The organism is Secundilactobacillus silagincola, assembly GCF_002583405.1.
GTDB classification, from domain to species: domain Bacteria; phylum Bacillota; class Bacilli; order Lactobacillales; family Lactobacillaceae; genus Secundilactobacillus; species Secundilactobacillus silagincola.
In genome coordinates this window covers 28,805-55,025 of the sequence record NZ_BCMJ01000007.1, presented here as the reverse complement: position 1 = coordinate 55,025, position 26,221 = coordinate 28,805, and the positions used below count along the sequence as shown (strand labels likewise).

General features: G+C 42.1%; 33 protein-coding genes, 1 other RNA gene and 1 other annotated feature. Of the genes, 4 read left to right on the top strand and 30 right to left on the bottom strand.

What is annotated here, in order from left to right:
- Positions 1-8 precede the first annotated feature (8 nt).
- Both groES and CES82_RS08920 read right to left on the bottom strand, forming a co-directional pair.
- Positions 9-293 carry a co-chaperone GroES gene (gene groES / locus CES82_RS08925; RefSeq protein WP_098825539.1) on the bottom strand — a complete coding sequence of 95 codons (285 nt, stop codon included), beginning with the start codon at positions 291-293 and terminating at the stop codon, positions 9-11.
- 284 nt (positions 294-577) lie between these two features.
- Complete coding sequence (locus CES82_RS08920) at positions 578-1,216, bottom strand: redox-sensing transcriptional repressor Rex (protein ID WP_098825537.1); 639 nt, start codon at positions 1,214-1,216, stop codon at positions 578-580.
- A gap of 249 nt (positions 1,217-1,465) precedes the next feature.
- On the opposite strand from CES82_RS08920, the gene CES82_RS08915 reads away from it, so the two are divergent.
- Complete coding sequence (locus tag CES82_RS08915; protein ID WP_098825535.1) at positions 1,466-3,424, top strand: ABC-F family ATP-binding cassette domain-containing protein; 1,959 nt, start codon at positions 1,466-1,468, stop codon at positions 3,422-3,424.
- Between the two features lie 73 nt (positions 3,425-3,497).
- Here CES82_RS08915 and tsaD read toward each other — a convergent pair whose 3' ends face one another.
- The 16 genes from tsaD to tadA form a co-directional block, all read right to left on the bottom strand.
- Complete coding sequence (gene tsaD, locus CES82_RS08910; RefSeq protein WP_098825533.1) at positions 3,498-4,520, bottom strand: tRNA (adenosine(37)-N6)-threonylcarbamoyltransferase complex transferase subunit TsaD; 1,023 nt, start codon at positions 4,518-4,520, stop codon at positions 3,498-3,500.
- Positions 4,521-4,548: 28 nt separating this feature from the next.
- Complete coding sequence (rimI, locus tag CES82_RS08905) at positions 4,549-5,004, bottom strand: ribosomal protein S18-alanine N-acetyltransferase (protein ID WP_098825532.1); 456 nt, start codon at positions 5,002-5,004, stop codon at positions 4,549-4,551.
- Positions 4,991-5,575 carry a ribosomal protein S18-alanine N-acetyltransferase gene (gene rimI / locus CES82_RS08900; protein ID WP_098825530.1) on the bottom strand — a complete coding sequence of 195 codons (585 nt, stop codon included), beginning with the start codon at positions 5,573-5,575 and terminating at the stop codon, positions 4,991-4,993. Before rimI (CES82_RS08900) ends, rimI (CES82_RS08905) begins: the two co-directional genes overlap by 14 nt.
- Positions 5,559-6,281, bottom strand: a complete 723-nt coding sequence (gene tsaB, locus CES82_RS08895; RefSeq protein ID WP_098825528.1) for a tRNA (adenosine(37)-N6)-threonylcarbamoyltransferase complex dimerization subunit type 1 TsaB — start codon at positions 6,279-6,281, stop codon at positions 5,559-5,561. The genes rimI (CES82_RS08900) and tsaB overlap by 17 nt, the downstream gene beginning before the upstream one ends.
- Positions 6,282-6,350: 69 nt before the next feature.
- On the bottom strand, positions 6,351-7,127 hold the full coding sequence (locus CES82_RS08890) for an acyl-[acyl-carrier-protein] thioesterase (protein ID WP_098825526.1): 777 nt from the start codon (positions 7,125-7,127) through the stop codon (positions 6,351-6,353).
- Positions 7,128-7,148: 21 nt separating this feature from the next.
- The gene (gene rsmI / locus CES82_RS08885; RefSeq protein WP_439959061.1) at positions 7,149-8,042 is read right to left on the bottom strand and encodes a 16S rRNA (cytidine(1402)-2'-O)-methyltransferase; all 894 of its coding nucleotides are present in this window, start codon (positions 8,040-8,042) and stop codon (positions 7,149-7,151) included.
- 8 nt (positions 8,043-8,050) lie between these two features.
- A complete protein-coding gene (locus CES82_RS08880) occupies positions 8,051-8,389 on the bottom strand; it encodes a DNA replication initiation control protein YabA (protein ID WP_098825522.1) in 339 nt (112 codons plus the stop codon).
- 63 nt (positions 8,390-8,452) lie between these two features.
- Entirely contained in the window at positions 8,453-9,472 is a 1,020-nt protein-coding gene (gene holB, locus CES82_RS08875) for a DNA polymerase III subunit delta' (RefSeq protein ID WP_098825520.1), read from the bottom strand.
- 19 nt (positions 9,473-9,491) lie between these two features.
- Complete coding sequence (gene darA, locus CES82_RS08870; protein WP_098825519.1) at positions 9,492-9,821, bottom strand: cyclic di-AMP receptor DarA; 330 nt, start codon at positions 9,819-9,821, stop codon at positions 9,492-9,494.
- Between the two features lie 23 nt (positions 9,822-9,844).
- Positions 9,845-10,477: a dTMP kinase gene (gene tmk / locus CES82_RS08865; RefSeq protein WP_098825517.1), complete on the bottom strand. Its 633-nt coding sequence runs from the start codon at positions 10,475-10,477 to the stop codon at positions 9,845-9,847.
- Between the two features lie 290 nt (positions 10,478-10,767).
- Positions 10,768-11,010 carry a YaaL family protein gene (locus CES82_RS08860; RefSeq protein WP_098825515.1) on the bottom strand — a complete coding sequence of 81 codons (243 nt, stop codon included), beginning with the start codon at positions 11,008-11,010 and terminating at the stop codon, positions 10,768-10,770.
- A gap of 12 nt (positions 11,011-11,022) precedes the next feature.
- The gene (gene recR / locus CES82_RS08855; RefSeq protein ID WP_098825514.1) at positions 11,023-11,622 is read right to left on the bottom strand and encodes a recombination mediator RecR; all 600 of its coding nucleotides are present in this window, start codon (positions 11,620-11,622) and stop codon (positions 11,023-11,025) included.
- Between the two features lie 26 nt (positions 11,623-11,648).
- Positions 11,649-11,963 (bottom strand): YbaB/EbfC family nucleoid-associated protein, encoded by a 315-nt coding sequence (locus tag CES82_RS08850; RefSeq protein ID WP_098825512.1) that lies wholly within the window; start codon positions 11,961-11,963, stop codon positions 11,649-11,651.
- A gap of 28 nt (positions 11,964-11,991) precedes the next feature.
- Positions 11,992-13,734, bottom strand: a complete 1,743-nt coding sequence (gene dnaX / locus CES82_RS08845; protein WP_098825510.1) for a DNA polymerase III subunit gamma/tau — start codon at positions 13,732-13,734, stop codon at positions 11,992-11,994.
- Positions 13,735-13,894: 160 nt separating this feature from the next.
- Positions 13,895-13,981, bottom strand: an RNA gene (gene ffs, locus CES82_RS08840) — signal recognition particle sRNA small type.
- 62 nt (positions 13,982-14,043) lie between these two features.
- Positions 14,044-14,538: a tRNA adenosine(34) deaminase TadA gene (gene tadA, locus CES82_RS08835; RefSeq protein ID WP_098825508.1), complete on the bottom strand. Its 495-nt coding sequence runs from the start codon at positions 14,536-14,538 to the stop codon at positions 14,044-14,046.
- 200 nt (positions 14,539-14,738) lie between these two features.
- On the opposite strand from tadA, the gene nrdH reads away from it, so the two are divergent.
- The 3 genes from nrdH (at position 14,739) to nrdF (ending at position 18,242) form a co-directional block, all read left to right on the top strand.
- The gene (nrdH, locus tag CES82_RS08830) at positions 14,739-14,966 is read left to right on the top strand and encodes a glutaredoxin-like protein NrdH (protein ID WP_098825507.1); all 228 of its coding nucleotides are present in this window, start codon (positions 14,739-14,741) and stop codon (positions 14,964-14,966) included.
- Positions 14,967-15,063: 97 nt separating this feature from the next.
- Complete coding sequence (gene nrdE / locus CES82_RS08825) at positions 15,064-17,235, top strand: class 1b ribonucleoside-diphosphate reductase subunit alpha (protein ID WP_098825505.1); 2,172 nt, start codon at positions 15,064-15,066, stop codon at positions 17,233-17,235.
- A gap of 50 nt (positions 17,236-17,285) precedes the next feature.
- Entirely contained in the window at positions 17,286-18,242 is a 957-nt protein-coding gene (gene nrdF, locus CES82_RS08820; protein ID WP_098825503.1) for a class 1b ribonucleoside-diphosphate reductase subunit beta, read from the top strand.
- Positions 18,243-18,689: 447 nt separating this feature from the next.
- Here the strand turns inward: nrdF and rplL are convergent, their stop codons facing one another.
- From rplL to cysS, 12 genes are all read right to left on the bottom strand, one after another.
- The gene (gene rplL / locus CES82_RS08815; RefSeq protein WP_098825501.1) at positions 18,690-19,055 is read right to left on the bottom strand and encodes a 50S ribosomal protein L7/L12; all 366 of its coding nucleotides are present in this window, start codon (positions 19,053-19,055) and stop codon (positions 18,690-18,692) included.
- A gap of 47 nt (positions 19,056-19,102) precedes the next feature.
- A complete protein-coding gene (gene rplJ, locus CES82_RS08810) occupies positions 19,103-19,606 on the bottom strand; it encodes a 50S ribosomal protein L10 (RefSeq protein ID WP_098825500.1) in 504 nt (167 codons plus the stop codon).
- A gap of 21 nt (positions 19,607-19,627) precedes the next feature.
- Positions 19,628-19,753: a sequence feature (ribosomal protein L10 leader region), on the bottom strand.
- Positions 19,754-19,805: 52 nt separating this feature from the next.
- A complete protein-coding gene (rplA, locus tag CES82_RS08805) occupies positions 19,806-20,498 on the bottom strand; it encodes a 50S ribosomal protein L1 (protein WP_098825498.1) in 693 nt (230 codons plus the stop codon).
- Positions 20,499-20,594: 96 nt separating this feature from the next.
- On the bottom strand, positions 20,595-21,020 hold the full coding sequence (rplK, locus tag CES82_RS08800; RefSeq protein WP_089136453.1) for a 50S ribosomal protein L11: 426 nt from the start codon (positions 21,018-21,020) through the stop codon (positions 20,595-20,597).
- A gap of 129 nt (positions 21,021-21,149) precedes the next feature.
- Positions 21,150-21,698, bottom strand: coding sequence for a transcription termination/antitermination protein NusG (nusG, locus tag CES82_RS08795; protein WP_089088232.1), 549 nt, complete (start codon positions 21,696-21,698; stop codon positions 21,150-21,152).
- A 121-nt stretch (positions 21,699-21,819) separates the two neighbouring features.
- Positions 21,820-21,996, bottom strand: a complete 177-nt coding sequence (secE, locus tag CES82_RS08790) for a preprotein translocase subunit SecE (RefSeq protein WP_098825496.1) — start codon at positions 21,994-21,996, stop codon at positions 21,820-21,822.
- Positions 21,997-22,026: 30 nt separating this feature from the next.
- The gene (rpmG, locus tag CES82_RS08785) at positions 22,027-22,176 is read right to left on the bottom strand and encodes a 50S ribosomal protein L33 (RefSeq protein WP_089088234.1); all 150 of its coding nucleotides are present in this window, start codon (positions 22,174-22,176) and stop codon (positions 22,027-22,029) included.
- Between the two features lie 71 nt (positions 22,177-22,247).
- The gene (locus CES82_RS08780) at positions 22,248-22,829 is read right to left on the bottom strand and encodes a sigma-70 family RNA polymerase sigma factor (RefSeq protein ID WP_098825495.1); all 582 of its coding nucleotides are present in this window, start codon (positions 22,827-22,829) and stop codon (positions 22,248-22,250) included.
- A 193-nt stretch (positions 22,830-23,022) separates the two neighbouring features.
- A complete protein-coding gene (locus tag CES82_RS08775; protein ID WP_098825493.1) occupies positions 23,023-23,565 on the bottom strand; it encodes an NYN domain-containing protein in 543 nt (180 codons plus the stop codon).
- 18 nt (positions 23,566-23,583) lie between these two features.
- Positions 23,584-24,351, bottom strand: coding sequence for a 23S rRNA (guanosine(2251)-2'-O)-methyltransferase RlmB (gene rlmB, locus CES82_RS08770; protein WP_098825491.1), 768 nt, complete (start codon positions 24,349-24,351; stop codon positions 23,584-23,586).
- Positions 24,341-24,763 carry a Mini-ribonuclease 3 gene (locus tag CES82_RS08765; protein WP_098825489.1) on the bottom strand — a complete coding sequence of 141 codons (423 nt, stop codon included), beginning with the start codon at positions 24,761-24,763 and terminating at the stop codon, positions 24,341-24,343. Before CES82_RS08765 ends, rlmB begins: the two co-directional genes overlap by 11 nt.
- On the bottom strand, positions 24,760-26,184 hold the full coding sequence (gene cysS, locus CES82_RS08760) for a cysteine--tRNA ligase (protein ID WP_098825487.1): 1,425 nt from the start codon (positions 26,182-26,184) through the stop codon (positions 24,760-24,762). The genes CES82_RS08765 and cysS overlap by 4 nt, the downstream gene beginning before the upstream one ends.
- Positions 26,185-26,221 lie beyond the last annotated feature (37 nt).

Here is a 26,221-nt window from a genome sequence, read left to right as displayed (position 1 = left end):
ATTCTTAATTAATCGACAATTGCGACTAAGTCCTTTTCATGGACAACGAGATATGAATCGCCGTTATACTTAACTTCAGTACCTGCGTATTTATCAAATAAGACAGTGTCGCCTTCTTTAACACTTGGCGCAACCTTTTCACCATTGTCAAGCACACGGCCACTACCTACAGCAATAACCTTGCCAGTTTGTGGCTTTTCCTGAGCATTACTTGCTAGTACGATTCCACCAACAGTTTGTTCTTCTTCTTCTTGTGCTTGTAAAATTACACGGTCTCCTAATGGTTTTAACACTTGAATCCCTCCAATAAATATAAAGTTTAGCACTATTAGCACTCATCTAACATAAGTGCTAATCACAATTAATACTATAAAATTATTCCCAACCAAATGCAAGAGATTTACCCAAAAAAAGCACGATTTACTAAATCTTTTACAATGTGTTGGACTCCTTACTGAAAATAAAAGTGGCTCAACTACCAGCACATCAGCTGATAATTAAGCCACTTCATGTCATTAAGTGTTAAATTACTTATCTGTGAAAACAGCAGTTTACTATTCACCACATTTGCAGAAAACTACTCTTCTTCATTATAATGATCTAAAAAGTAGATCAGTGTTTGCAGTTCATTAGTTAAATCAACGTTTTGAACCCGCACATTGGTTGGTACAGATACCCGTAGCGGTGTGAAGTTAAGAATCCCGCGGACGCCACCCGCAATGGCATCATCCGTAACGTTTTGAGCAACTGATTCAGGGACCGTCAAAATCACAATCTTGATTTGCTGATCTTCTAGTTGCTTACGTAGTTCTGACATGGGATAGATGGGTACACCGCTCTGAACAGTGTTTGCGAGGTCTGGACGAACATCAAACGCTGCGCTGATCCGCACATTACTGTTCTGATGAAAGTTAAAGTTTAACAGTGCGTTCCCTAAGTTACCCACACCAATAAGGGCTGCGTTAGTCAGCTTGTCCTGATTTAAAATCTTCTTGAAGAACTTTAACAAACTGTCAACATCGTACCCATATCCTCGTTTTCCAAGCGCACCAAAGTACGAAAAGTCACGACGAATCGTGGCTGAATCAACCTTAACGGCCTCTGAAAGTTCTGTTGATGATACCCGATTTTTATCAGAATCATGCAAAATATTCAGATAGCGATAGTAAATCGGTAATCGTTTTGCAGTGGCTTTCGGAATCTTTGTTTCTGCCAATTTCTTTTCCTCCTTGTGAATTTACCTGATTAAAAATACCTTAGAAAACGAATCTTTTAATCATCAAAATAATTGCGAATTTCTAAAATAAATAAGTTTGTGAAAACATCATTCTAGTTAATTGTAGCATATTGGGACGATTTGTGAAATAATTTTCAATAAAAAAACCATGAACATTTTATCAAACCTATCAGAATCTCACTAATTAATGGTAGAATAGTTTCACAATAGAAAGGCAGCTGATACGACATGTTATTACAGGTCCAGCAAGTAACACGCCGGTTCGGCGCGGATACTCTTTTTGATAATGTCAACCTAGATGTACCTGAACACGGTCGGGTAGCACTCGTTGGCCGAAACGGTGCTGGTAAGTCAACTCTGGTCCGCATGATTACGGGCATTGACGCTCCAGACGAGGGACAGATCATCTATAAAAAAGGCATGACCATTGGGTATTTAGCCCAAGATACCGGCCTTGATTCTAATAAATCAATCTGGGAAGAAATGGCCAGCGTCTTCCAAGAACTTCAGGATCAGGAAGAAGAATTACACCGTTTGGAAGAACGGATGAGCGACCCAGACGTGATCAATAATAAAGAACAATTTGAACAGCTTTCAAAAACTTATGATCAACGACAAACCTCCTTCAAAAACAATAATGGTTATGGTTATCGTGCCGAGATTCGTGGTGTTTTACACGGTTTTGAATTCGGTGAAGAAGATTATGGCCGCTCGATCAACGAATTGTCTGGCGGACAAAAAACACAACTAGCATTAGCTAAATTACTACTGGAAAAACGCGACCTGTTAGTTTTGGATGAACCTACTAACCACTTGGATGTTGAGACTTTAACTTGGCTTGAAGGCTACATTCAATCTTATAAGGGTGCATTACTGATTGTGTCTCATGACCGTTATTTTTTGGACCGCTTAGTAACCGAGGTCTACGAAATGTCTATGGGAACTGTCACGCACTTTCACGGTAACTATTCAGCCTACGTCACACAAAAAGCAGCGCAGTTGCAGCGTCAATGGAAAGAATACGACAAACAGCAACATAAGATATCTCAACTAGAAGACTTTGTTAACCGTAATATTGTGAGAGCTTCAACAACCAAACGCGCACAAGCTAGACGTAAGCAACTTCAGAAAATAGATCGTATACAACGGCCAGAAGCTGATGATAAGGTGGCTCATTTTGCGTTCACCCCTCGTCGTCAAAGCGGCAACATCATTTTGACTGTAAAGGATCTGGCAGTGGGTTATGATCCTAGTAAGATATTGGCCCAACCAGTTAATATTGACATTAAAAAGCACCAAGCAATTGCCATTGTCGGCCCTAATGGGGTTGGTAAATCAACTCTTCTCAAAACCATTTTGGGAAAAATTCCTGCATTAGCCGGCAGTGTGACCTTTGGAACTGGTGTCGATACTGGTTACTACGATCAAGAGCAAAAATCGTTACACGGCAATAAAACCGTTCTAGCTGAGCTTTGGGACGACCACCCTACCACACCGGAAAAAGATATTCGCACGATTCTCGGCAGTTTCTTATTTACCGGAGAAGATGTGGATAAGTTAGTTCATAGTCTTAGCGGTGGCGAAAAAGCACGGCTACTGTTAACAAAACTAGCAATGAAGCACGACAACTTTCTGATTTTGGATGAACCTACCAACCACTTGGACATTGATAGCCGTCAAGTGCTTGAAAACACACTGAACGACTTTGACGGCACGATTTTGTTTGTTTCCCATGACCGTTACTTTATTAACCAAGTGGCAACTTCAGTTGTTGAACTGTCAGCCAAGGGCTCTGAACTTTTCCTTGGGGACTACGATTACTTTATCGAAAAGAAACAAGAACAAGCTGCCGTTGCAGAAAAAAAGCAAGAAGAGGCTCTGGAAAAAGATCCCAGTCTTGCAGTTAAACCTGTTAGTCAAAAAAAGCAAAGTTATCAACAGTCAAAAGAACGTCAAAAACAAGAACGAAAGTTAGCGCGTCAAGTTGAGACGCTAGAACAGCAGCTTAACGACCTCACCGAGAAAAAAAGCCAGGTGGAAACCACAATGACTCAGCCAGAAATTTTTTCTGACCAAGCCAAAATGGCAGACCTGCAAAAACAGCTCGAAGAGATTACTAAGCAAATAGAAGCAACCGAAAATGATTGGGAAGAAGCTTCTCTAACCTTAGAAGACTTATCTGATTAACCTCTAGAAACACTAAAAAACAGATTTCCGAAAATGGGAAATCTGTTTTTTAGTGTTTTTATAGTTAATACTGTTATGAAGCCATCCAATCAAACTCTAGACTAGGATCAGCATTTAAAGTCATATCACCAAACTGTTTCAGTTGATAACTAACATAGCCCGCTGCTCCAATCATCGCTGCGTTATCCCCACAAAGTTTAAGAGGTGCTTTAATAAAATCAACGTTTTCAAATGCTTCTAGTTCTGAATCTAACCGCTCACGCAGCCCTTGATTAGCAGCAACGCCACCCGCTAAAATCAACTGTTTTACTGAATAGGCATCAAGTGCCCGAACGGTTTTATCGGCTAAAACATCCACTACTGCTTGTTGGAAACTAGCTGCTAAATCTTCCCGCTTTAGCGTTTCACCAATTTGATCCGCATGGTGAACCGTATTGATAAAGGCACTCTTCAAACCGCTAAAACTAAAGTCAAACGATTCGGAGTCATCCATTGCCCGCGGAAAGTTAAACGTATCCTTACCTAAATGAGCGAGACGGTCTACTTCCTTACCTGCCGGATAGTTGATGCCTAGTACCCGACCAATTTTATCATAAGCTTCGCCAGCTGCATCATCGCGTGTTTCACCAATAATTTCAAACTGTCCTGGCCCAGCTAAATATACTAATTCAGTATGACCACCTGATACTAACAGTGCTAATGCAGGAAATTCAATTGGCTTGACATAACGAGCAGCATAAATATGACCAGCCATATGATTGACCGGAATCAACGGCAAATCATGGGCATAAGCCACTGTTTTAGCTGCAGTAACACCGATTAACAATGCACCAACTAAACCTGGACCATACGTCACGGCAACTGCTGACAAATCATCATAAGTCACTGAAGCTTCCGACATCGCTAAATCAATGCAGTCCGTAATTTGCTCGATATGATGCCGACTAGCAACTTCGGGAACCACACCGCCAAACCGCTGGTGACTTTTAATTTGAGTAGCAACGATATTAGAAAGAATTTTTTCACCATTTTCAATCACCGCTACACTGGTTTCATCACAACTTGACTCAAAAGCCAAGATTAAATTACGTTCCACGTTTAATTCGCTCCCTTTGTGCCTCTCTTTATATGCTGAGTTTCATTAAAATTGCGTCCTCATCCGGATGGGTGTAGTACGCTTTACGCACATTAATGGCGGTAAAACCGACCCGTTGATAAAGGTGCCTAGCAGCTAAATTGGATTTTCTGACTTCCAGAAATACCTGCGTATTAGCTTCTAAGGACGTAATCAAACGACTAATCATTTTAAACGCCCAGCCCTTTCGCTGGTAAGCCGGATCCACTGCCACACCGGTAATATCAACCTGATCCAATACTTTAACGGCGCCAACGTAGCCCACCAGCTGATTGCCATTGTAAATTACGGTATAGACCCGATGTGCTGCTCCCATATCGGCCTGGAAATCTTTTAGTGTCCAGCCCGTTCCGCTTGAATAAGCTCGTGTCGCAATTCGCGCACAAGCCTTAACCAAGGGTATTAGTTCTGCTTCGGTTGCCATTTGGACTCTAAGATTCTGCATTTTCAGAATCTCCAATAGTAATCACCATGTCTACTGCATCCTCGTGGTCGCCGAAATAGTAACCCCTTTTGATACCAGATTTTTCGAAGCCTAAATCCTGATATAACGCCTGTGCGCGCACATTACTTAGCCGAACTTCAAGAGAAACTTGTTTGAGTTCTAACTGACGCGCTTTTTTAATCATCACAGCAATTAAAAAATGACCAAGGCCACGGTTTTGATAGTCTGGTACCACGGCAATATTGGTAATATGCGCATCGCTTTTAACATCGTTAAACGTACAGCCAATGAAGGCCAGCAAGCGATCGTGGCGTCGCAAAACAAGATATAAACGGTCCGTATCATGACGCAGTTCACTAGCAAACGCTGCAGAATCCCACGGTGTTTTCCCTCCATAAACTGCCCGTTCGATGCCAAGCATTTCGGGAATATCAGTAAATTGTGCCTTAGCTAAAAAATACGCAACATTTTGGATATGAACTTCGTGATTTTTGATGTCCAAAACATCCTGATATTTGGTATCTCGGATTTGAAACAGTTGCTGATACCAATCCTTAAACTTTCTCAACATAATCGCTACTATCCTCTTCTGGGTGTTGTTTCTGCCAGTCAGCCTCTGCCTTAGTCAAACGCAGGTATCGTGGCACAAAACTATTGATATCACTGACAGGCGCTTGCCGTTGACCAAGCCGGCCTAACTGCACTGCGCTTGGAAGACTCAGCTCTAGCGGATAATGAATGTAATTTGCTTCAAGAGCCGTTTTTAACCGCTCCGTAAACGCATCAAGATCACCTAACACAACAATTGGTTCGGCCAATGCCTTCAGCTGAGGTAATAATTTTTCAAATGGAATATGCTGATCTTCAATAACAGATACTGGTTTCCCATTTTGGATCCGATAAACACCAGCAAAAACATTATCGTTACGACCGTCAAATAGGACCGCAACCAACTGGGTCTCGTTGACGATATTGGCTGCAATGGTTGCTAAACTGGAAACACCAACGAGTTCAATCTTTAACGTGTCAGCAAGCGTTTTGGCCGTTGTAACACCGATTCTCAGTCCTGTATATGAACCAGGACCGTCGGCAACAATGACTCGATTCAGCTCAGCTGGCTTTAACTTAGCCGTCTGCATCAAATCCTGAATAATAGGTAGCAAATGTGCGCCATGTTTTTTGGTCGTCGTCACTGTCGTTGTTGCTAGAACCTGATCATCTGACATCACCGCGACACTGAGTGTTTGATTAGACGTATCTAACGCCAATACTTTCATATCGTTTTCATACCCCTTTTTCCTGATTCTTCAGCCATCATCATACACCTAAGCCCAATTATCTGACAACTAAGCTTGAGCTGAATGATTAATGATAGGTTCCCAGTGACATTCTGCTTCAGTAGCCACGTCACCATTTTCCATAGTAATCCGGTGCTTAGTCACAATGGAATCAGGGATATCGGTCATTAAGGTCGCTTCACTAGTGACGATATGATGATACTGAACCTCATTTTCAAAACGAATATTGATACTGGTTAAATTATGGCGCGTGAGAAAACTCATTGGTAGCGCATCTAATAACCAATCAAAGTAACGTGAGTTGTTAACATGACCATTGCCATCAATATCAAAATAGCGTACCCGATATTGTTTCGTCATTAATTGATCTGCTTCAGTCAGCTTTTTTGGTCGAGACAGACGGGGAATCATTTTAACTTTTTCAGAGTGGGATGGTGCAATAATGCGCTCCGGAATCGTAACGATTTTACGCGTCTCATGGTTCATCGTGACCCAAATACTCTCAACGTGAACACACTCGTGGCCTTCACTGTCATGAACCCAAAATTCTCGGAACGCAAAATAACGGTTATAACAGGTAGCTTGGGTTGATACTTCGATAGTTTCTCCCTGTTTTGGTAAACGGGTAATGTCCATCTTATATTGAGTAACAACCCAACCAATGCCGAGGTCAGCAACTGCCTTTGCACCGACGCCTAATGAATCCGTTTGGTCTTCTGAAGCCAAAATAATCATATTAACTAGCATGGCTGGTGTTACGGTATTCGTAACATCTGTTTCGTAGAAAGTAATTTGATGCTTTTCTGAAAAAATTTTCGCGCCCATTCGGTTTTCCTCTAATTCTATTTAATTCTGGTTAAGATGATGATAAATCTGATAAACTTCCTGTTTCTTTAGTTGACGCAAATGAGCTACCTGTTTGATAGCGTCATTTGGCCTTAATCCTGTCTCAATGAGATGATCAACGTGATCTTCAATACTTAGTCCGCTATAATCGGGCTCCTCGTCATCTTGGTCTCCTTTTGAACTGCCACTAACGATCACAACAAATTCGCCACGTACTCGGTCTGATTCATTCGCCCACTCTAAAAGCTCGGCCAAAGATCCTCGTAAAAATTGCTCGTGTTTTTTGGTCAGTTCTCGACAAAGAGAAGCTTGGCGATCACCACCGTAAACATCAACTAAATGTTGAAGTGTTTTCGCTAACCGGTGAGGCGCTTCATAAAAAATTTGACTCTCCGAACGATCCTTGAGTTTCTCTAATTCTGCAACCTGAAGTTTGGGTTTACGGTCTAAAAAGCCGTAAAAATAAAACGGCTGTGGGTCAAGACCAGAAGCAATCAAAGCTGTGAGTCCTGCATTAGCACCGGGCAATGGCACTACTGGAATATCGACTTCGATACAGGCAACGACTAATTCGTGTCCGGGATCGCTAATTGATGGCATTCCTGCATCACTGACTTGAGCAAGGTTTTCTCCCGCTTGCAGTTTGGTAATCAATTGTGGAATACGCTCTTGGGTATTATGTTCATGAAAACTAATTTGCGGTGTTTCAATTTCAAAGTGATTCAGTAACTTTTGCGTATTTCTGGTATCTTCTGCCGCAATCAAATCGACTTGTTTTAACACCTCGACACTACGAAAAGTCATATCACCTAAATTACCAATTGGGGTCGGTACTAAATAAAGTGTGCCCGTTTGATTCTGTTTTGAAAAGCTTAATTGCGATTGCACGCTGATCCTCCTAATTACCGTTCACCGTAGATAACATCTAAACAAAAAGCACAGGGTTCATCGTTTTCCCGTCGCTTACCATACTCAAAGTTGCAGACGTGAAACCCTTCTTCATACAGTTTTTCTAAATTTTTACGCGACTTCGACAGCGGTGGCTCAGTATTATTGCCACTAATACCCTCATTGCGATCAGAACGCAAAACTTCGCGTAGATGCTGGTTTTCAATTTCCAGTTCAGCATTCTGTTCCAATGTTTGGGTTACTTCGTCTTGAACCTGTTCAAATTTCGAGATCATTTTTACCATTTCGGCCTGTAAGTCTTTCAACTCTTCATAAACATCCCGCTTTGCCAAGATTGCACCTCTTTAATTATTCATTATGTAATGAATGCTCCACTATGAGAACATCCGTAACCGCTAAACATGTTGCTTCATATCAGCTAAAATCCGCAACGTCAAGGTTTCTAAGATACTCTGAATATTCATATTTCCCGCAAGTGCCTTTTTAGTGTCCAGCACAGCCGTTAAAATCTGGAGTAATTGTTCCCGAGTCAAAGCCTGAGCCATTTCTAACATGGTTGTTTGAAGTTCCGGAAATGCTGACTGTGTTTCATCCGACAGATACTTTGCTTGCAACGTGCTTTGCCAAAGTAACACAATGGCATCTAAAATCACGGCTTGATGGTCCCGGTCATGAGCTAACGGCATCAAACCCGTCTGAACCGTTACAAACGCCATATCGTCATGTTTTACAAGTTGGTTAAACCAACGACTGAGTTCATGCTGACATTTAGCCAGCCAATCATCGGCCACTAATTCATCAGCTGCATCCATACTATTTGTCAGCCCACTTAATAACGGAATCTGATTCTCGGAAATCTGGTGCTGCCGCAAACTTTCAGCAAACGCTTTTGATGATAACGGTGGGAATTCAACGATTTGAGTTCGAGATAAAATAGTTGCTAACATCATACTTTTATTAGTAGTCAATAAAAAAATGACCCGGTTGGCAACGGGTTCCTCAATGAATTTTAATAGTCCGTTAGCTGCATTAGTCGTCAGCGTTTCGGCCCCTTCAATAATGAATACCTTAGTCGACCCTTCAACAGGACTCTTAGCGAATTCGTCCTTAATGTAACGGACCTGATCAACTTTAATTCGCTGCCCATCAGGTTCCACTGTGACCACGTCAGGATTATCGCCAGCTAAAATTCGCCCACATTCTGGACATTGACCACAAGGCATACCATCCGCATTCGGATTTTGACAAAAGAGCCGCATGGCAACAACTTGCGCAACTGCTCGCTTACCACAACCTGGCAAGCCAGAGAATAGGTAGGCATGGCTAAGTCGGTTAGTCAGCACAAGGTGAATAAAGTGCCGCATTAACTGTGACTGTTTGCTTTCAGCTTGTTCAATTAAAGTTTGTTCTGCCAAGACCTACTCCTCCACTAAGTTAAAATTGATGAAATTGTTCAATTGGTAAGACGAAGACGGTCGCACCACCCACCTGAACTTCAACTGGATAACCCGACGTACTTTCCATCTGGGCATCAATATTGACGGGCGGTGTCATGAATTGCTGCCGGGTTCGGGAAGTTTCATGAATCAAATCAAGCACTTCTTGAACACGCTTATCTTCAATACCAATCATATAAGTCGTGTTACCGGACTTTAAGAAACCACCAGTTGTTGATAATCGTGTTACGCCAATGTCAGCTTTAACAAATTCACTGCGCAAACGGTTAGCATCTTTATCCTGCACGATTGCAATCACTAATTTCATACTTGACCCTTCTTTCTACCAATTTATCGTTGCCGCATTCTATCCGTAATCAGCGTCATGGCTTGACTGATCACGTCAGCCACCGGTTGTGTGGCGTCTACGGTAATAATTCGTTCGGGAAACTTCTTTGCTAGTCTGAGATATGCTGCACGGACACGTTTATGAAAGCTCAGCGCCTCTGCATCCAATCGATCAACATTCTGCCGATGCGCTTTAATCCGTGCCAACCCTACTTCAGAGGGGACATCGACGTAAATGGTCAAATCAGGTGTTAAACCTTCAGTTGCAAACTGATTCATTTGATAAACCGCTTCTTCACCAATTTGCCGACCCGCGCCCTGATAGGCAACTGAGCTATCAACAAACCGGTCACATAAAACAACTTTGCCTGCCCCTAAAGCAGGGCGAATCGTTTCTTGAATAAGCTGACGTCGTGAAGCCGCGTACAGTAAAGCCTCAGTTCGCACATCCATTTGTGTATTTTGTGGGTCTAAAATGATTTTTCGAATGGCTTCCGAAATTTGATTACCGCCTGGTTCACGGGTAACCAGAATGTCAGTCCTGTTTGCTGTATCAAGCTGTTCTGCAATCGCACTTAAGACGGTTGTTTTTCCAGCGCCATCAGGTCCTTCAAATGAAATAAATAATCCTGCCAAATCGGTTACCTCGCTTACAATTAATGATGGTAGCTAATAAATTTAAGCCACCTTTTATGATGTACGACACTTGCAATTGTACTTGATTAAGACTACGGAATCAAGCGCTTGGCAAGGCCTGAACGGTTTCTTAAATGACTAGCAAAAGCCGCAATATTTAGAGAGTGTGATACAACTCGGTAGATTCTAGAATTTAACGCAAACAAAGCGCCATCCCGACAAATCTTCGGGACAGCGCTTGTTGATGTTAACTTCTGGAATCTATTGAACTGATTCACAATCTATTTGATTTAATGATCAAAAACAGACGCTTGAATATGGTCGCCACGCACGTTGCGCAACCGCGCTTCACGGTATAAAAAGAGGTACTTTTGCCGAGCTAATGCTGTTTGCGCTGTAATCTCTTCATCTACATCCGCGATGGCAATTTCAGTTTGCTTAGCCTGATCCCATTCTTCTTTAGCACGCTCAATCGTTGCTAATAACTTTTCATCAAACTGATATCTAATGTGTTGCTTGCGCACACCAAACACGTTGTCACTTCCTTACATTTCGGTTCGGCCTTCAACTGCCTTATATAATGTCATTTCATCGGCGTATTCAATGTCTGATCCAACTGAAAGCCCATGGGCGAGCCGTGTCACTTTGATACCAGCTGGTTTGATCAGCCGTGAAAGGTACATTGCCGTTGCCTCACCTTCTGGCGTAGCATTAGTCGCCACGATCACTTCTTTAACGCTCTTATTGGTTTGCAAGCGTTTCAGTAGACTAGACATATTCAAATCTTCTGGACCCTTACCTTCGATTGGAGATAAAACCCCGTTTAAAACGTGATATAAGCCGTGATATTCCTTCATCTTTTCCATGGTCATGATATCTTTAGCTTGCTCTACGACTAAGATTTGACTCTGGTCGCGGGACTTATCCCGACAAATATCACACGGATCGTTTTCAGTTATATTACCGCAGATCGAACAAAAATGCAGATCTCGCTTAGCCGAAATTAACGACTTAGCAAAGCGGGTCACGTCATCATTGTCCATATCAATGGTATAAAACGCCAATCGCGTGGCCGTTTTTTGCCCAATACCTGGCAGCTTCATATAACTATCAATTAGTTGTGCAATTGGTTCTGGATATTGCATGACTGCCATTCACTCCTTTAACTCAATTACATACCGGGCATGTTGTTCGTATACTTGCCTAAGGTTTGCTTACCATCTTCATCGATTTGTTTTAGTGCTGAGTTAACTGCGGCTAAGATTAAATCACTCAGCATATCTGGGTCATCAGGATCAATCGCTTTGGGATCAATTGACAAATCGGTCATTTCACGTTTGCCAGTGAAAGTTGCTTTCACCATTTCGTCAGGTGAAACACCAACGTACGTCTTGGCTTCCATCGCCTTTTGTTCCTCGGCGAGCTGTTTTTCCATCTTTTTCATTTGTTTCATCATGTTGCCCATATTACGATTTCCACGCATCATAGTTCGTTACCATCCTCTATAGTTATTATTAATCTGATTTAACATCAATGACATCATCGCCAAAAAGTTCCTTGGCCTTATCCACCACGGGTTCGGCTTTTGTTCGGGATGACTCGTCCTTGGATTGACCGTCATCCTGAGCAGTAATTTCGGGTTCTTGACCATTTTGATTGCCTACCTGATGCTGTTCCAAATAAGTTTTACGAATTTCTGGCCACTGGTCAGTAGGGACAAACACTAATTTAGGTACCTTATGTGTTAACCGATCTAATCCATTTTCCAACGCATCATTTAACTCTTGATCTGCGTTGGCGCGCTGCTGAAGAAACGCATAATCAAACGCAATGATTGCACCATCAGGACTGGCAGCCACTGGCTTGGAAACCCCCATAATCGAGCGTTGCGGTATCGACAAAATATTCATCAAATCGGGCCAGACTTCTTGTAGTGCTGACAGGTCCTGTCGGGTTGCCGCACCTAAAATCGGGTAAACTAGGCTAAGGTTAACCTGAGTACGTTTTGGTTTGACAGTCTTCATAGCAGCAGGTCGCTTTTGAACCGTTTTTACGGTTGCGGGCGCTTTTTGTAAATCAGCTACCGTCTTTTTAAGACTGCTTACCTCGGCCTCTAACCGGTCAATTGCCGTATTATCGACTGGAGCAGACGATACTGTCTGAGTGCCCTGGTTTTGATGACCTGCTAAGCGTACCGTTAATACTTCCAGGTAAACGTCTTCGTGAGTCGTAAACCGCATTTGCTGTTGAATATCATTTAAATCATCAATAATATCATATAACTGCTGTGGTTTTATTTCCGTTGCCAGTTGTTTAAAATCCGAATCTACCTGATCCATTTCGATCTGAGTTACCAATTCTGGAGATTGCTGATAAAGCAACAAGTCTCGGGTCAAATTCACCAGATCTTCTGTAAATCGTTCAGGATCTTTGCCTTCGTCTAAAATCTCTTGAATGGTCATCAGCGCTTTTTGAGTTTCCTGATGAGTCACCTGGGTAAGATAGGTAACTAATAGCTGTTTACGTACCGCACCCGTGACCAGCAGTGCATTATCCAGTGTGACTTTGTCATCACCAAACGAAATGACCTGATCCAAAATACTGAGTGCATCACGCATTCCACCTTCAGAAGCCTTCGCAATTACCTTTAGTGCTTCATCATCATAGGAAAGGTTTTTTTCTTTCAGAATGTAGGCCATTCGTGAAAGGCTGTCCTTAGCTTGAATTTGCTTAAAATCAAATCGTTGGGTTCGCGAAATAATCGTGGCTGGAATCTTATGCGGTTCCGTCGTGGCAAGAATAAAAATCACGTTCGCCGGTGGTTCCTCCAACGTTTTCAATAACGCATTGAAGGCTCCCGTTGACAGCATATGAACTTCATCAATGATATAGACTTTATAGTCGGCCTCAGTGGGCGCGTACTTAACTTTATCACGAATGTCACGAATCTCTTCAACACCATTGTTAGAAGCAGCATCAATCTCAATCACGTCATTCAGTGTGCCCTTAGTAATTGCCTTACAGGTCTCACATTGATTACAAGGTTCACCATCTTCTTGATGCTGACAATTTACTGCCTTAGCGAAGATTTTAGCCATCGAGGTTTTTCCCGTTCCCCGTGGTCCAGCAAACAGATAGGCATGACTAATTTGTTTAGTTTTAACGGCGTTTTTCAAAGTTTGGGTAATCAGTGTCTGCCCAATCACTTCATCAAACCGCTGTGGCCGCCACACCCGGTACAAGGCTTGGTAACTCATGACTATTTTCCTCGATTCTTTTGGGTTATCTCTTAAGACTCACTGATAAACATTATATAGTGTTTATTCACCAAATACTATACATACAAACCGTTAAAAATTGTATAAGAAGAGGACGGTAACAAAACTCAACGTTTTGTCCCGCCCTCATTAAGATCATATCAACTTGGAGCACAAAGTCACTCATACTTAGTGCTGCTTCCTTCCGGACCTGACACGATTCGTAAGGTCACCCTTGCCCCAAGGCCTTGCGGCAACTTCTACTTTAACATATTTAAAATCTGAATGCCACCCAAAATCTGGTTATAATCACAGTTTATCGATTTGGTGCTGTTTCTTTAGTTTATTGCGCTTTCGAGCAGCTTTAAAAAAATCTTTCAATACCTTGCCTGCCTGGGTTGCTAAAACGCCTTCTTTAACTTCAACTTGGTGGTTTAATCGGGGATCATTCAGCAGACTATATAGTGTTGCCACTGCGCCAGCTTTCGGATCACGAGCGCCAAAAACAACGCGATCAATACGTGAATTAATGATTGCACCGCTACACATGATGCACGGTTCCAATGTAACGTACATGGTACAGTCAACCAATCGCCAGCTATGCAGTTTCTGGTTGGCTTCACTGATAGCCATAACTTCGGCATGATCAGCTGCCAACTGACTGTGTTCCCGTAAATTATGGCCTCTGCCAATAATTTCATTATTATGAACAATCACCGCTCCTATGGGAACTTCACCAATTAAAGCCGATTTATGCGCCTCTAATAGTGCTTCTTGCATGTAACGCTCATCATTTTCTATCATGCACGTCTACCTTTCTTCAACGACAATCTCTAATCCCCAAAAATATTTTTTACTGACTAAAAGTAACTGTAATTGCCGTAGTTACACCATATTTAGTGTTTACCCTTTTTAACGTACACAAAATATAGGCCTCGACGGTTGAAATTTTAGCTGAACGGTGTAAACTCTATTTATCGAGATTACATAGGAGTGTGGTTCATATGACAAAAGTAACGGTTTATTCACGGAACAATTGTATGCAATGCAAAATGACTAAGCGTTTTTTAACTGAACATCACGTTGATTTTATTGAACACAATATTAATGACGATCCGCAGTACGTTGATTATCTCAAGGACCAGGGTTTTCAATCCCTACCCGTCATTGAAACCGCTGATACCAAGTTTAGCGGCTTTCGACCAGATCAATTACAAAAGCTGGCCATTTAATGTACGCAAGCGTTAGGATGGCGTATTCTGGATACCAGAAAACGCCATCTTTTATTTTACTTAATTTAGCCCTAAGAGAAAAGAGTGAGTTTAAAAAATGAGTTTAAAAGAGCTTAAAGATGTCACGTATTACGATCTCAACAATGAGATTAATATTCCGGTAAACGGTCAAATTCCACTGAACAAAGATCAAGAAGCACTGCAAGCATTTTTAACACAAAACGTTGAACCAAACACCAAAAAATTTGCTTCGTTGCAAGACCGCTTCACTTACTTACTGGACAACAATTACATTGAATCTAACTTCTATAATAAGTACAACTTTGATTTTATTCAATCATTATACGACTATTTAAAATCTCAAAATTTCCACTTCAAATCATTTATGGCTGCTTATAAATTTTACGCTCAGTACGCCCTGAGGACTAACGATAACGACTATTATTTGGAAAACTATCTTGATCGAGTAGCCTTAAACGCGTTGTATTTCGCTGATGGCGATGAGCGGTTGGCTATGGACTTAGCTGATGAAATGATCCACCAGCGTTATCAACCCGCTACTCCTAGTTTTCTAAATGCTGGCCGTAAACAGCGTGGTGAATTAGTTTCTTGTTTCTTAATCCAAACCACCGACGATATGAACACCATCGGCCGTACTATTAATTCAGCCCTACAATTATCCAGAATTGGGGGCGGCGTTGGGATTAATTTATCTAATTTACGTGGCGCTGGCGACCCCATTAAAAACATTGAAGGTGCGGCCAGTGGTGTCGTTCCTGTCATGAAATTGTTGGAAGACAGTTTTTCATATTCCAATCAGTTGGGCCAGCGACAAGGTGCCGGCGTCGTTTATCTTAGCGTCTTTCACCCTGACATTATCGCATTTCTTTCGGCTAAAAAAGAAAACGCAGATGAAAAAATTCGGCTTAAAACACTTTCGTTAGGTATTACTGTCCCTGACAAGTTTTACGAACTTTGTCGCGATAACCAGGATATGTACCTCTTCAGCCCCTATGACGTTGAACGCGAATACGGCGTACCTTTCAGTTACGTTGATATTACCAAAGAATACGACAAGATGGTCGCTAACGATTCGATCCGTAAGAAGAAACTGCCTGCCCGTGAACTAGAAACTGAAATTGGCAAGCTACAGCAAGAGTCTGGTTATCCCTACATTATTAATATTGATACGGCTAACCGGGATAATCCTATTGATGGCCGCATCGTTATGAGCAACCTCTGTTCTGAGATTCTTCAGGTTCAAACTCCTTCAACGGTCGATAATACTCAGACTTACGAACAACTAGGCCGTGATATTTCATGCAATTTAGGTTCAACCAACATCGTTAATTTAATGGCCAGTCCTGACTTCGGCCACTCAGTTGAAACAATGGTCCGAGCACTCACTTTCATTACTGATCATTCTGACATTGACGTTGTCCCTTCTATCCAAAACGGTAATAAGCTCGCTCATACTATTGGTCTTGGTGGCATGGGACTTCATAGTTTCTTTGCCAAAAACCAAATGATGTATGGCGACCCTGAAACCGTAGAGTTCACCAATATCTACTTCATGCTGCTTAATTACTGGACCCTAGTTGCCTCTAATCAGATTGCCAGGGAACGTCACACGACTTTCTACAACTTTGAAAAGAGCGCCTATGCAGATGGCAGCTACTTTGATAAATACACTACCCAAAAGGGCGAATTCACGCCACAATCTGATAAAGTTAAGGCCCTGTTCAAGGACATCTTCATCCCAACGGCAGCTGATTGGGATGAGCTTAAACAAGCTGTCATGAAGGATGGTTTGTATCACCAAAACCGTTTAGCCGTTGCTCCAAATGGCTCAATTTCTTACATTAATGATACAACTGCCAGTTTACACCCTATTATTAACCGGATTGAGGAACGTCAAGAAAAGAAGATTGGTAATATCTACTACCCTGCTCCTTATCTGTCTAACGAAACGTTGCCTTATTATAAATCCGCCTACGATACTGATATGCGAAAAGTCATTGACGTTTATGCGGCTGCTCAGCAACACGTCGATCAAGGTATGAGTATGACTCTTTTCATGCGTTCAACCATTCCAGAAGGGCTGTATGAATGGAAAAACGGTCGAACCAATAAGATGACCACACGTGATCTCAGCATCTTACGTAATTACGCCCACAAAAAGGGGCTCAAATCGATTTACTACGTCCGGACGTTTACGGACGATGAAGGTGAAATCGGTGCTAATCAATGTGAAAGCTGTGTTATTTAAAGAACCTTGTTCATGACAATCGTTGCAAATAGACGTTAAAGGAGAAACAAATGACAGAAGCATATCATGCAATAAACTGGAATGCAGTGGATGATCAAATTGATAAAGCAACTTGGGAAAAATTAACAGAACAGTTCTGGCTAGACACCCGAATCCCACTTTCAAATGACTTAGATGATTGGCGTGGACTGGATGACAAGCATAAATGGGTCGTTGGACACGTCTTTGGCGGACTGACCCTTCTAGATACTCTGCAGTCACAAGATGGAATGGCGTCCCTCAGAAAAGACACTCAGACCCAACATGAAATGGCTGTTTTGAACAACATCCAATTCATGGAATCCGTCCATGCCAAGAGTTATTCATCGATCTTTACAACCTTAAATACGCCAGATGAAATCGATGAGATTTTTAATTGGAGTGATACCGAAGAATTTTTGCAAAATAAGGCGTTACGCATTCGCGACTTGTATCACGATGACGGCCACCCATTGAAGAAAAAGATTGCTAACGTTTTCTTGGAAACTTTCCTCTTCTACTCTGGCTTCTTCACCCCGCTTTACTATCTTGGTCATAATAAACTAGCTAACGTGGCGGAAATTATTAAGCTCATTCTCCGTGATGAATCTGTCCATGGCACTTATATTGGTTATAAATTCCAAATTGGCTACAATCAATTAGGTGAGAACGAACAGCAAGAATTGAAAGACTGGATGTTTAACTTTTTGTACGAACTGTACGAGAATGAAGAAAAATACACCCACTTAGTCTATGATCAAGTCGGCTGGACTGATCAAGTTTTGACGTTTATCCGCTATAACGCCAACAAAGCGTTGATGAATCTTGGTCAAGATCCGCTGTTCCCAGATACCGCTGATGATGTGAATCCCATCGTGATGAACGGTATTTCAACCACCACTGCTAACCATGATTTCTTCTCTCAGGTTGGAAACGGGTATCTCTTAGGAAACGTGGAGGCGATGCAGGATGACGATTACGATATTTAGCTTCTAAAATTTTATCTTTAAAAACAAGCTGCGACTAAACTTGGTAGATGCCAGAATTTAACATGAATAATGCCTATTCCGCTTTTTTTTTACGGAGTAGGCATTATTTTGCGTTAAATGGCCGGAACCTGAGTTTTAGCGCGTAATTAGGGTCAATTGACGTACAGAACTAAAGGACAGTGATCACTATTTATGGCTAATAATTGATTGCAATACTTATCAATACCGACTTATGCACAGTCTCTGTTTTTTGAACAATTATACCAGTTAAACGCTACTACCCCCAAAACCACTCGTTTAGCTAACTTAACGTTACTTCTGGGTAAATGATTGCATCTTACACAACATCCATTACCAGTCAAATCTGGAGGTTTGCCGACTTCGCCTAGAGAATACAAAAAAGCACTGTGCAAAATTGCACAGTGCTTTTTTAACGGGTACCTTAAATTACTTAAGGGTAACCACGCCACCAACTTCTTCAAGCTTAGCTTTAAGATCGTTAGCTTCGTCTTCTGTAACGCCTTCCTTGATAACTGAAGGTACGTTGTCAACAAGACCCTTAGCATCCTTTAAACCAAGACCAGTGATCTCACGGACAGCCTTGATAGCCTTAACCTTTTGGTCACCTGATTCAGTTAATTCAACATCGTATGAATCCTTAGTAGCACCAGCATCGGCACCGCCAGCAGCTACAGCAACAGGAGCAGCAGCTGAAACATCGAATTCGTCTTCGATTGCCTTAACAAGGTCGTTTAAATCTGAGATTGACGCTTCCTTTAATGAAGCGATGATAGCATCTTTATCAAAAGCCATTTTTGTTTCCTCCATTTTATATTGAAATAGTGAGTTGAGTTACTGGGTTAGGCAGCTTCGCCTTCACCCTTGTCAGCGATAGCCTTAACCGCACGCGCAATTTTACGCATAGGATCAGACAATGCACTAGCAAGCATTGATAACAAGTCTTCACGACTTGGCATCGTAGCATATTCGTTGATTTCATCAAGAGAAGCAACCTTACCTTCAACCATACCACCCTTAAGGCTCAGGGCATCATGGCTATCAGCAAACTTCTTCAAGATTTTAGCAGGTGCGATTGCATCTTCGTCAGAAAAGGCAACGGCAGTAGGACCAACAAACGTGTCGTTTAGGTCTTCGTAGCCAGCTTTTTCAGCAGCACGAGTCAAAATCTTGTTCTTGATAACACTCATTGAAACACCAGCTTCACGTAATTGCTTACGTAAGTCAGTGACTTCAGCAACCGTTAAACCACGGTAGTCAACGACGATAGCTGATTGGGCGTTTTTAAAACGTTCAGTCGCTTCTTCAACTGCCTTAGCTTTAATTGCAACATTTTCCTTACTCATTAGTTTCACCTCCTGAATTCTTTTAGGAATAAAAAATCCCTATGTCCGCCAGGCATAGAGAGAAATGCAAAACTAAATTCACATCTTCCTCGGCAGGTAAATTAAGGCTTTCGCCACCTGAGTCTTGGGCAGAACAAATATCAACTTACTAAGCATACAGAATGCTAGAGTAAAAGTCAACACGGGATTTTCTATTTAATTAAAGGGATGCAACATCAACATTGACACTTGGGCCAAAGGTTGATGAGATTGATACGTGTTGTACGTAAGTCCCTTTAACAGCTGCAGGACGGGCTGAAACAACCACGTTCGCAATTGTCTTCAAGTTTTCAACTAACTTGTCAGCATCGAATGATACCTTACCAACAGGAACAGCAACGTTACCGTCACGGTCAGTCCGATAAGTAACCTTACCAGCCTTAGAATCGTTAACAGCCTTCGTTACGTCCATGGTAACAGTACCAGTCTTAGGGTTAGGCATTAAGCCTTTAGGTCCAAGGACACGACCTAAACGACCAACTTGGGCCATCATATCAGGTGTTGCGATTGCAACATCAAAGTCCAACCAGCCATCTTGGATCTTGGCAACTAAGTCGTCTTCACCAACAAAGTCGGCACCAGCGGCTTGAGCTTCCTTAGCCTTGTCACCCTTAGCAAATACGATAACAGTCTGATCTTTACCAGTACCGTTAGGCAGAACAACTGCCCCACGGAGCTGTTGGTCAGCTTGCTTAGTATCTACATTAAGCTTAAATGCAATTTCAACCGTTGCATCAAACTTAGCAAAATCAATCTTCTTAACTAAATCAACAGCTTCATCAAGTGTGTAGTTCTTTTCAGCTTCTACTTGCTTGACAGCGTCTTGATACTTTTTACCTCTTTTATGAGCCATCTTGTGAATTCCTCCTTGCAAATGTGGTTATAACGGCTTGGCCTCCCACTTGATACATTTGCTTTAACAAAGTATCCGTAGTGTTAGTAGCTGGGATTAACCTTCTACAGTGAAGCCCATGCTACGAGCAGTACCTTCAACCATGCGCATAGCTGCTTCTACGTCAGCAGCGTTTAGGTCTTGCATTTTGGTCTCAGCGATTTGCTTAACCTGATCCTTGGTTACCTTAGCAACCTTTTTCGTGTTAGGTTCGCCTGAACCGTGTTCAACACCGGCGGCCTTCTTTAACAGAACGGCTGCTGGCGGAGTCTTAGTTACGAAATCGAATGAACGATCTTCGTAAACCGTAATAACAACTGGAATAATCATCCCAGCTTGATCGGCAGTACGAGCATTAAAATCCTTCGTAAAGCCCATGATGTTAATTCCGGCTTGGCCCAATGCTGGACCAACTGGTGGAGCTGGTGTTGCTTTACCCGCAGGAATTTGCAATTTAACAATGTTAGCTACTTTTTTAGCCACGAGACATACCTCCTTGAGTCCGTGTTGTGGTAAATGGAGAGCAGATTTCTCCTCCCACACGTGTATGCAGAACATACTCATATAAACTACCACAATTATAACGACTTGCCAAGTAATTCTTTAGATTATTTAGGCAACTGGATCAACTTGATCAAAATTAAGTTCAGCACTGGTTTCACGACCGAACATATTAATATTAACCTTAAGCTTGCCCTTTTCATGATCGATCTCGGTAATCTTACCTTCCATTCCTGAAAAGGCACCATCAACGATTTTGACCGTATCATCAACGTCTACATCAAGATCTTCATGCCGGCTGCTCATGCCGAGACGCTTCAAAATGAGTTCAACTTCATCAGGAAGCAATGGCGTTGGCTTTGAACCTTGACCATGAGAACCGATAAATCCGGTAACACCAGGTGTGTTACGTACGATGTACCAGGCATCATCCGTCATCACCATTTCAACCAAGACGTAACCTGGGAAGGTTTTGTCCATCTTGATCTTTTCTTTACCGTTTTTTACTTCACGCTCCTCTTCCTCAGGGACAACTACACGAAAAATGTAGTCTTGCATTCCCATTGATTGGGCACGTGATTCCAAATTCATCTTTACTTTATTTTCATAGCCAGAATAGGTATGAAGGACATACCATTGCTTTTCAGCTGATTCAACCATTTTGTTCCATCCTTTCCTAAAGGGACTAATACAGTCATTTAATTTAATCAAAATAAAAAAACTCCGACCGCGCGAAGTTTTCAACAAAACCTATTATAGCATAGATTACTGTCTAGTGGCATTAAGCCAAGAACTTTAATCCCATTTGAACCAGATAGTCGACAATTCCTAAAAAGATCGCCATGGACAAAGCAACAAAGATCACACTGCTTGTATCCTTTCGCGTCTGTTTAGCATCGGGCCAAGAAACCTGCTTCATTTCGTCTTTAACAGCAACTAAAAATCTAAAAAAGCGCATGAGCTCCTCCTTACACCGGGTAACAGCGCGTTACCGGGTCTCCCGATGTAACGTATGCTTACCACAATACTTACAGTATTTTTTTACTTCAAGTCGAACCTTACGATTAGGACTAGCCGGAACTGTGTAGTTCCGAGATCCACAGACAGAACATGCTAACGCAACCTTCTTTTGAGCCACGTTCAACACCTCCTTATAGCAAGCTTCATGATAGCATCTTCATTAAGTACGTGTCAAGCAATGTTAGTTTTCTAATCGGCCTGCTTACGTCGTCTAATTTTTCGTTTAATTCGCTCATTAGCGTTATGAAACTGAGTATGATCAAGTCCAAAACGTTCACAGATTTTTTCTTCAGCTTCACCCGAGAGCAACGCAATTAGGACTGCTCTTTCCATTTTTGACATGTCTTTTTTCACCGTTTCTACTAGTTGCTGTTGAAAAATAACTCGATTTTCGGATGAAAACAAATGCTCGTCTGCTAACGTTTCCGCAAAATAAGTGGGATTAGCATCGATGGAAGTAACTGGACCAGTAGCTTTCCGTTTCTTCGCGTTGACTCGTCGTGCATAATCACGCCGACGATTAAGTAAAGCCGCCTTAAGATAGGAACCAAATGCATGTGTCCGAGTGACATCAAAGCGGTTCACCACTTCCCAGAGCACGATCACTGATTCTTGAAACCAATCTGACAATTCTAATTCCTGTAAATAATACCGGTTCTGAATGCTTAAAATGAGTGGTTTATAACGGTCTATCAGTTCCTGTAAAGCACGTTCGTTACCGTCACGAGCCTTTTCAACTAGTACCCAATCTGCTTCATTTTCGACGTGCATTTTGTTTCCTCCATTATGACTAGTTCAACATTGGAACCAATATAACAAGAAGCATCACTAGTGCATACCAAACAGAAATCCCAATTGTACACAATAAAAACAACCGATTCTTAATTTTCAACTAGAAGTGTAATGACACCACATTTCATAGAACTAGTCCAAAATACAAATCGGTTGTTTTTAATTATCATTTTTACTGATCATCTGGATGATGGTCATCACCCAGATGATCACGCAATTTTTCTAGTTTTGATAACTGACCATCGCTCCACGGTGAACGCCGAACTTGCCCTTTATCCGCAAACTTCACTGCCTGAGTATGAACTTCTTTGCGGGTTCGATTAATGTTAGTTAGAAGCTCGCCTGCCGGAATACGCAATGCACCAGCTGAAAAAACAGTCCACTGCTCAGCTTGATCACTCGTTGCAACGGTAACTTGCGTAAAACGGGTCTGTTTTTCCTTTGTTAATGCTTCAATATATTCATCAGCAGTCTGATCCTGCCCCGTCCAAACGACCTCTAAACCATAGTGATCGTATTTTTTGGACATCCCCGGAACGTACATCGCATCAAATACCACAATCATTTCGATTCGCTGGTATTTATGATATTCCGATAGGATCGACAGTAAATTATCACGCGCTTCTTCTAGCCGTCCCGCTAACTTTAACCGGTTCAAATCTGGCCAGTTGCCAATCATATTATAAGCATCAACAATTAAAATATCTTTTTTCAATAAATTCACCCAATTCGTTTAATTCAGTGGGTGACGAGAAGAAAAGGCTTGGTACATCAATAGACTAGCGGCCACACTGGCATTTAAGCTCTGTACATGACCAACCATTGGGATCGTCAGCATCTCATCCACCGTTTTTTTCAATAGTGGTGAAATTCCTTTACCTTCGTTGCCAATGATAATGCCTACTGGACCTTTGGCGTCAAAGTGACGGTAATCAGTTCCGTCCATATCCGTACCAAACACCCAGAGGCCTCGCTCCTTCAGTTCTTTTACGGTATTCACTAAATTAGTCACACGAGCAACTGGTACGTGTTCAATTGCACCCGTAGAGGTTTTCGCAACCACACCAGTCAATCCAACTGAGCGTCGTTTGGGAATGATAATGCCATGTGCACCCACTGCATCGGCTGTTCGCATGATTGACCCTAAATTATGTGGATCATTGATGTTATCCAAAATCAAGAAAAATGGCTGTTCGTCCTTCTCCTGCGCTTTCGCAAACAAGTCATCAATACTAGCATACTTAAAAGCCGAAACAGCCAGCACGACACCCTGGTGATTCTCACGTGGCGCCAATCGTTCTAACTTTGACTTTGGAACCATCTGAATCACCAAAGAGCGCTTTTTAGCTAGTTTGATAATTTCACCAATTAGTTCGTTCTTCAAGCCATCCTGAATGAACACCTTGTTAATTTCCTGATCGCTTTTTAAAGCGTTAATCGCTGGATGACGCCCAAAAATAAATTCAGAAGGTTCTTCCGGAGTCTGTTCGTTATTTTTCATTTGGTAATCTCCCTGCTTCGACTTGTTCGATGCACCATTGTGCCATTTCAGCTAAACGATCCTTCTGGTCACTCAAAGTTAAATAGCCAAAAATAGCTTCGAACCCAGTCGAAATACGATACGTCATCACGCTGGTGTTCTTGGCATGCGTATAGCTCTTAGCGTTGCGACCACGTTTGAAGTAATACGCTTCTTCTTCCGTCCAAAAACCGTCTTCTTCCATCAACGTGATCAATCCAGCCTGCGCCTTAGCGGAAACGTACATTGTTGCAGTATGTTGTAACTTATTGGGCTTGGTTAGTCCCATTTCAATTAAGTGCCGTCTGATAAAAACTTCATAGGCAGCATCACCCATGTAGGCTAACACAACCCCATTTAATTGCCGGTAATCCTGTTGCGTTTGTTCGCTCATGCGTTTCCTTTCTCATCGTCTCGGTGCCAGCGGGTCCCTTGCGGTGTATCCTCAAGAATAATCCCCTGAGCCTTCAACTGTTCACGAATCTCGTCACTGCGCTCAAAATTACGGTTCTTGCGAGCGTCCAACCGTTCATTGATCAGCGCCTCGACACCGTCATCATTAAGCGTTTCTTGTTTAAATTCAATTCCAAAAATATTCACTAATTCGGTTAAGGTTTTCAAAATGAAAGCCAAACTATCCTTAAAGACAACCGGGCGTTCTGCATAAACATTACCCAATTTAGCAAGTTCATAGACCTGAGCTATCCCATTTTGGACGTTAAAATCATCGTCCATCTGATCAACAAAATCCGCTTCAATTTGGCGAATTTCTTGTTCAATCTTAGGATCATTACCTGGTTCAGCATCCTTGAGCCGGTAATTGAGATTATTGAAAGCCGTTTGCAGCCGCTTCAAGTTGTTAGCCGCATCATCCAGATTACCTTGAGTATACTGAATTGGCCGACGATACTGCGTAGTTGCCATAAAGAACCGCAAGACTTGTGGATTTACAGTCTTCAAGATATCATGAACCGTCACAAAATTGCCTAGTGACTTACTCATTTTCTCGTTGTCATCGCCAACCGTCACAAAACCGTTATGTAACCAGTAATTAGCAAATTTTTGCCCGGTTTTAGCCTCACTCTGCGCAATTTCGTTCTCGTGGTGCGGAAAAGTTAAATCTTGGCCACCACCATGAATATCAAAGGTATCACCTAAGTACTTCGTCGACATCACAGAACATTCAATGTGCCAACCAGGCCGGCCTTTACCCCATGGTGAATCCCAGGAGATTTCCCCCGGCTTAGCGGCTTTCCACAGTGCAAAGTCCACGGGATCTTCCTTTCGGTTGACTTCTTCGGGATCCGTGTGCTGACTGGCGCCAACCTCAAGATCATCAATGTTTTGATGGGATAATTGACCATAATGAGCAAATTTTCGGGCACGATAATACACATCGCCTTCCGATTCATACCCATAACCCTTGGCAATCAAATCTTGAACAAATTCAATAATGTCCTTGATGTTTTCAGTTGCACGGGGATGTTTAGTTGCAGGTTCAATGTTCAGTGCTGTAGTGTCTTCCATAAACGCAGCAATAAACTTGTCTGCAATGGCAGGAACGGTAGTGTTAGCTTCTTTGGCAGCTTTGATCATCTTATCGTCAACATCCGTAAAATTAGAAACGTATTTAACGTGGTAACCCTTATATTCGAAGTAGCGTCGAATGGTATCAAACGCAATGGCACTGCGCGCGTTACCAATGTGGATGTAATTATAGACAGTTGGCCCACAAACGTACATTTTTACGATTCCCGAAGTAATCGGGGTGAACACTTCTTTTTGTCGTGTAAGTGTGTTGAATACTTTAAGCATTAACTCGCTCCTCTCTGATTAATCGTAAGTACATTTT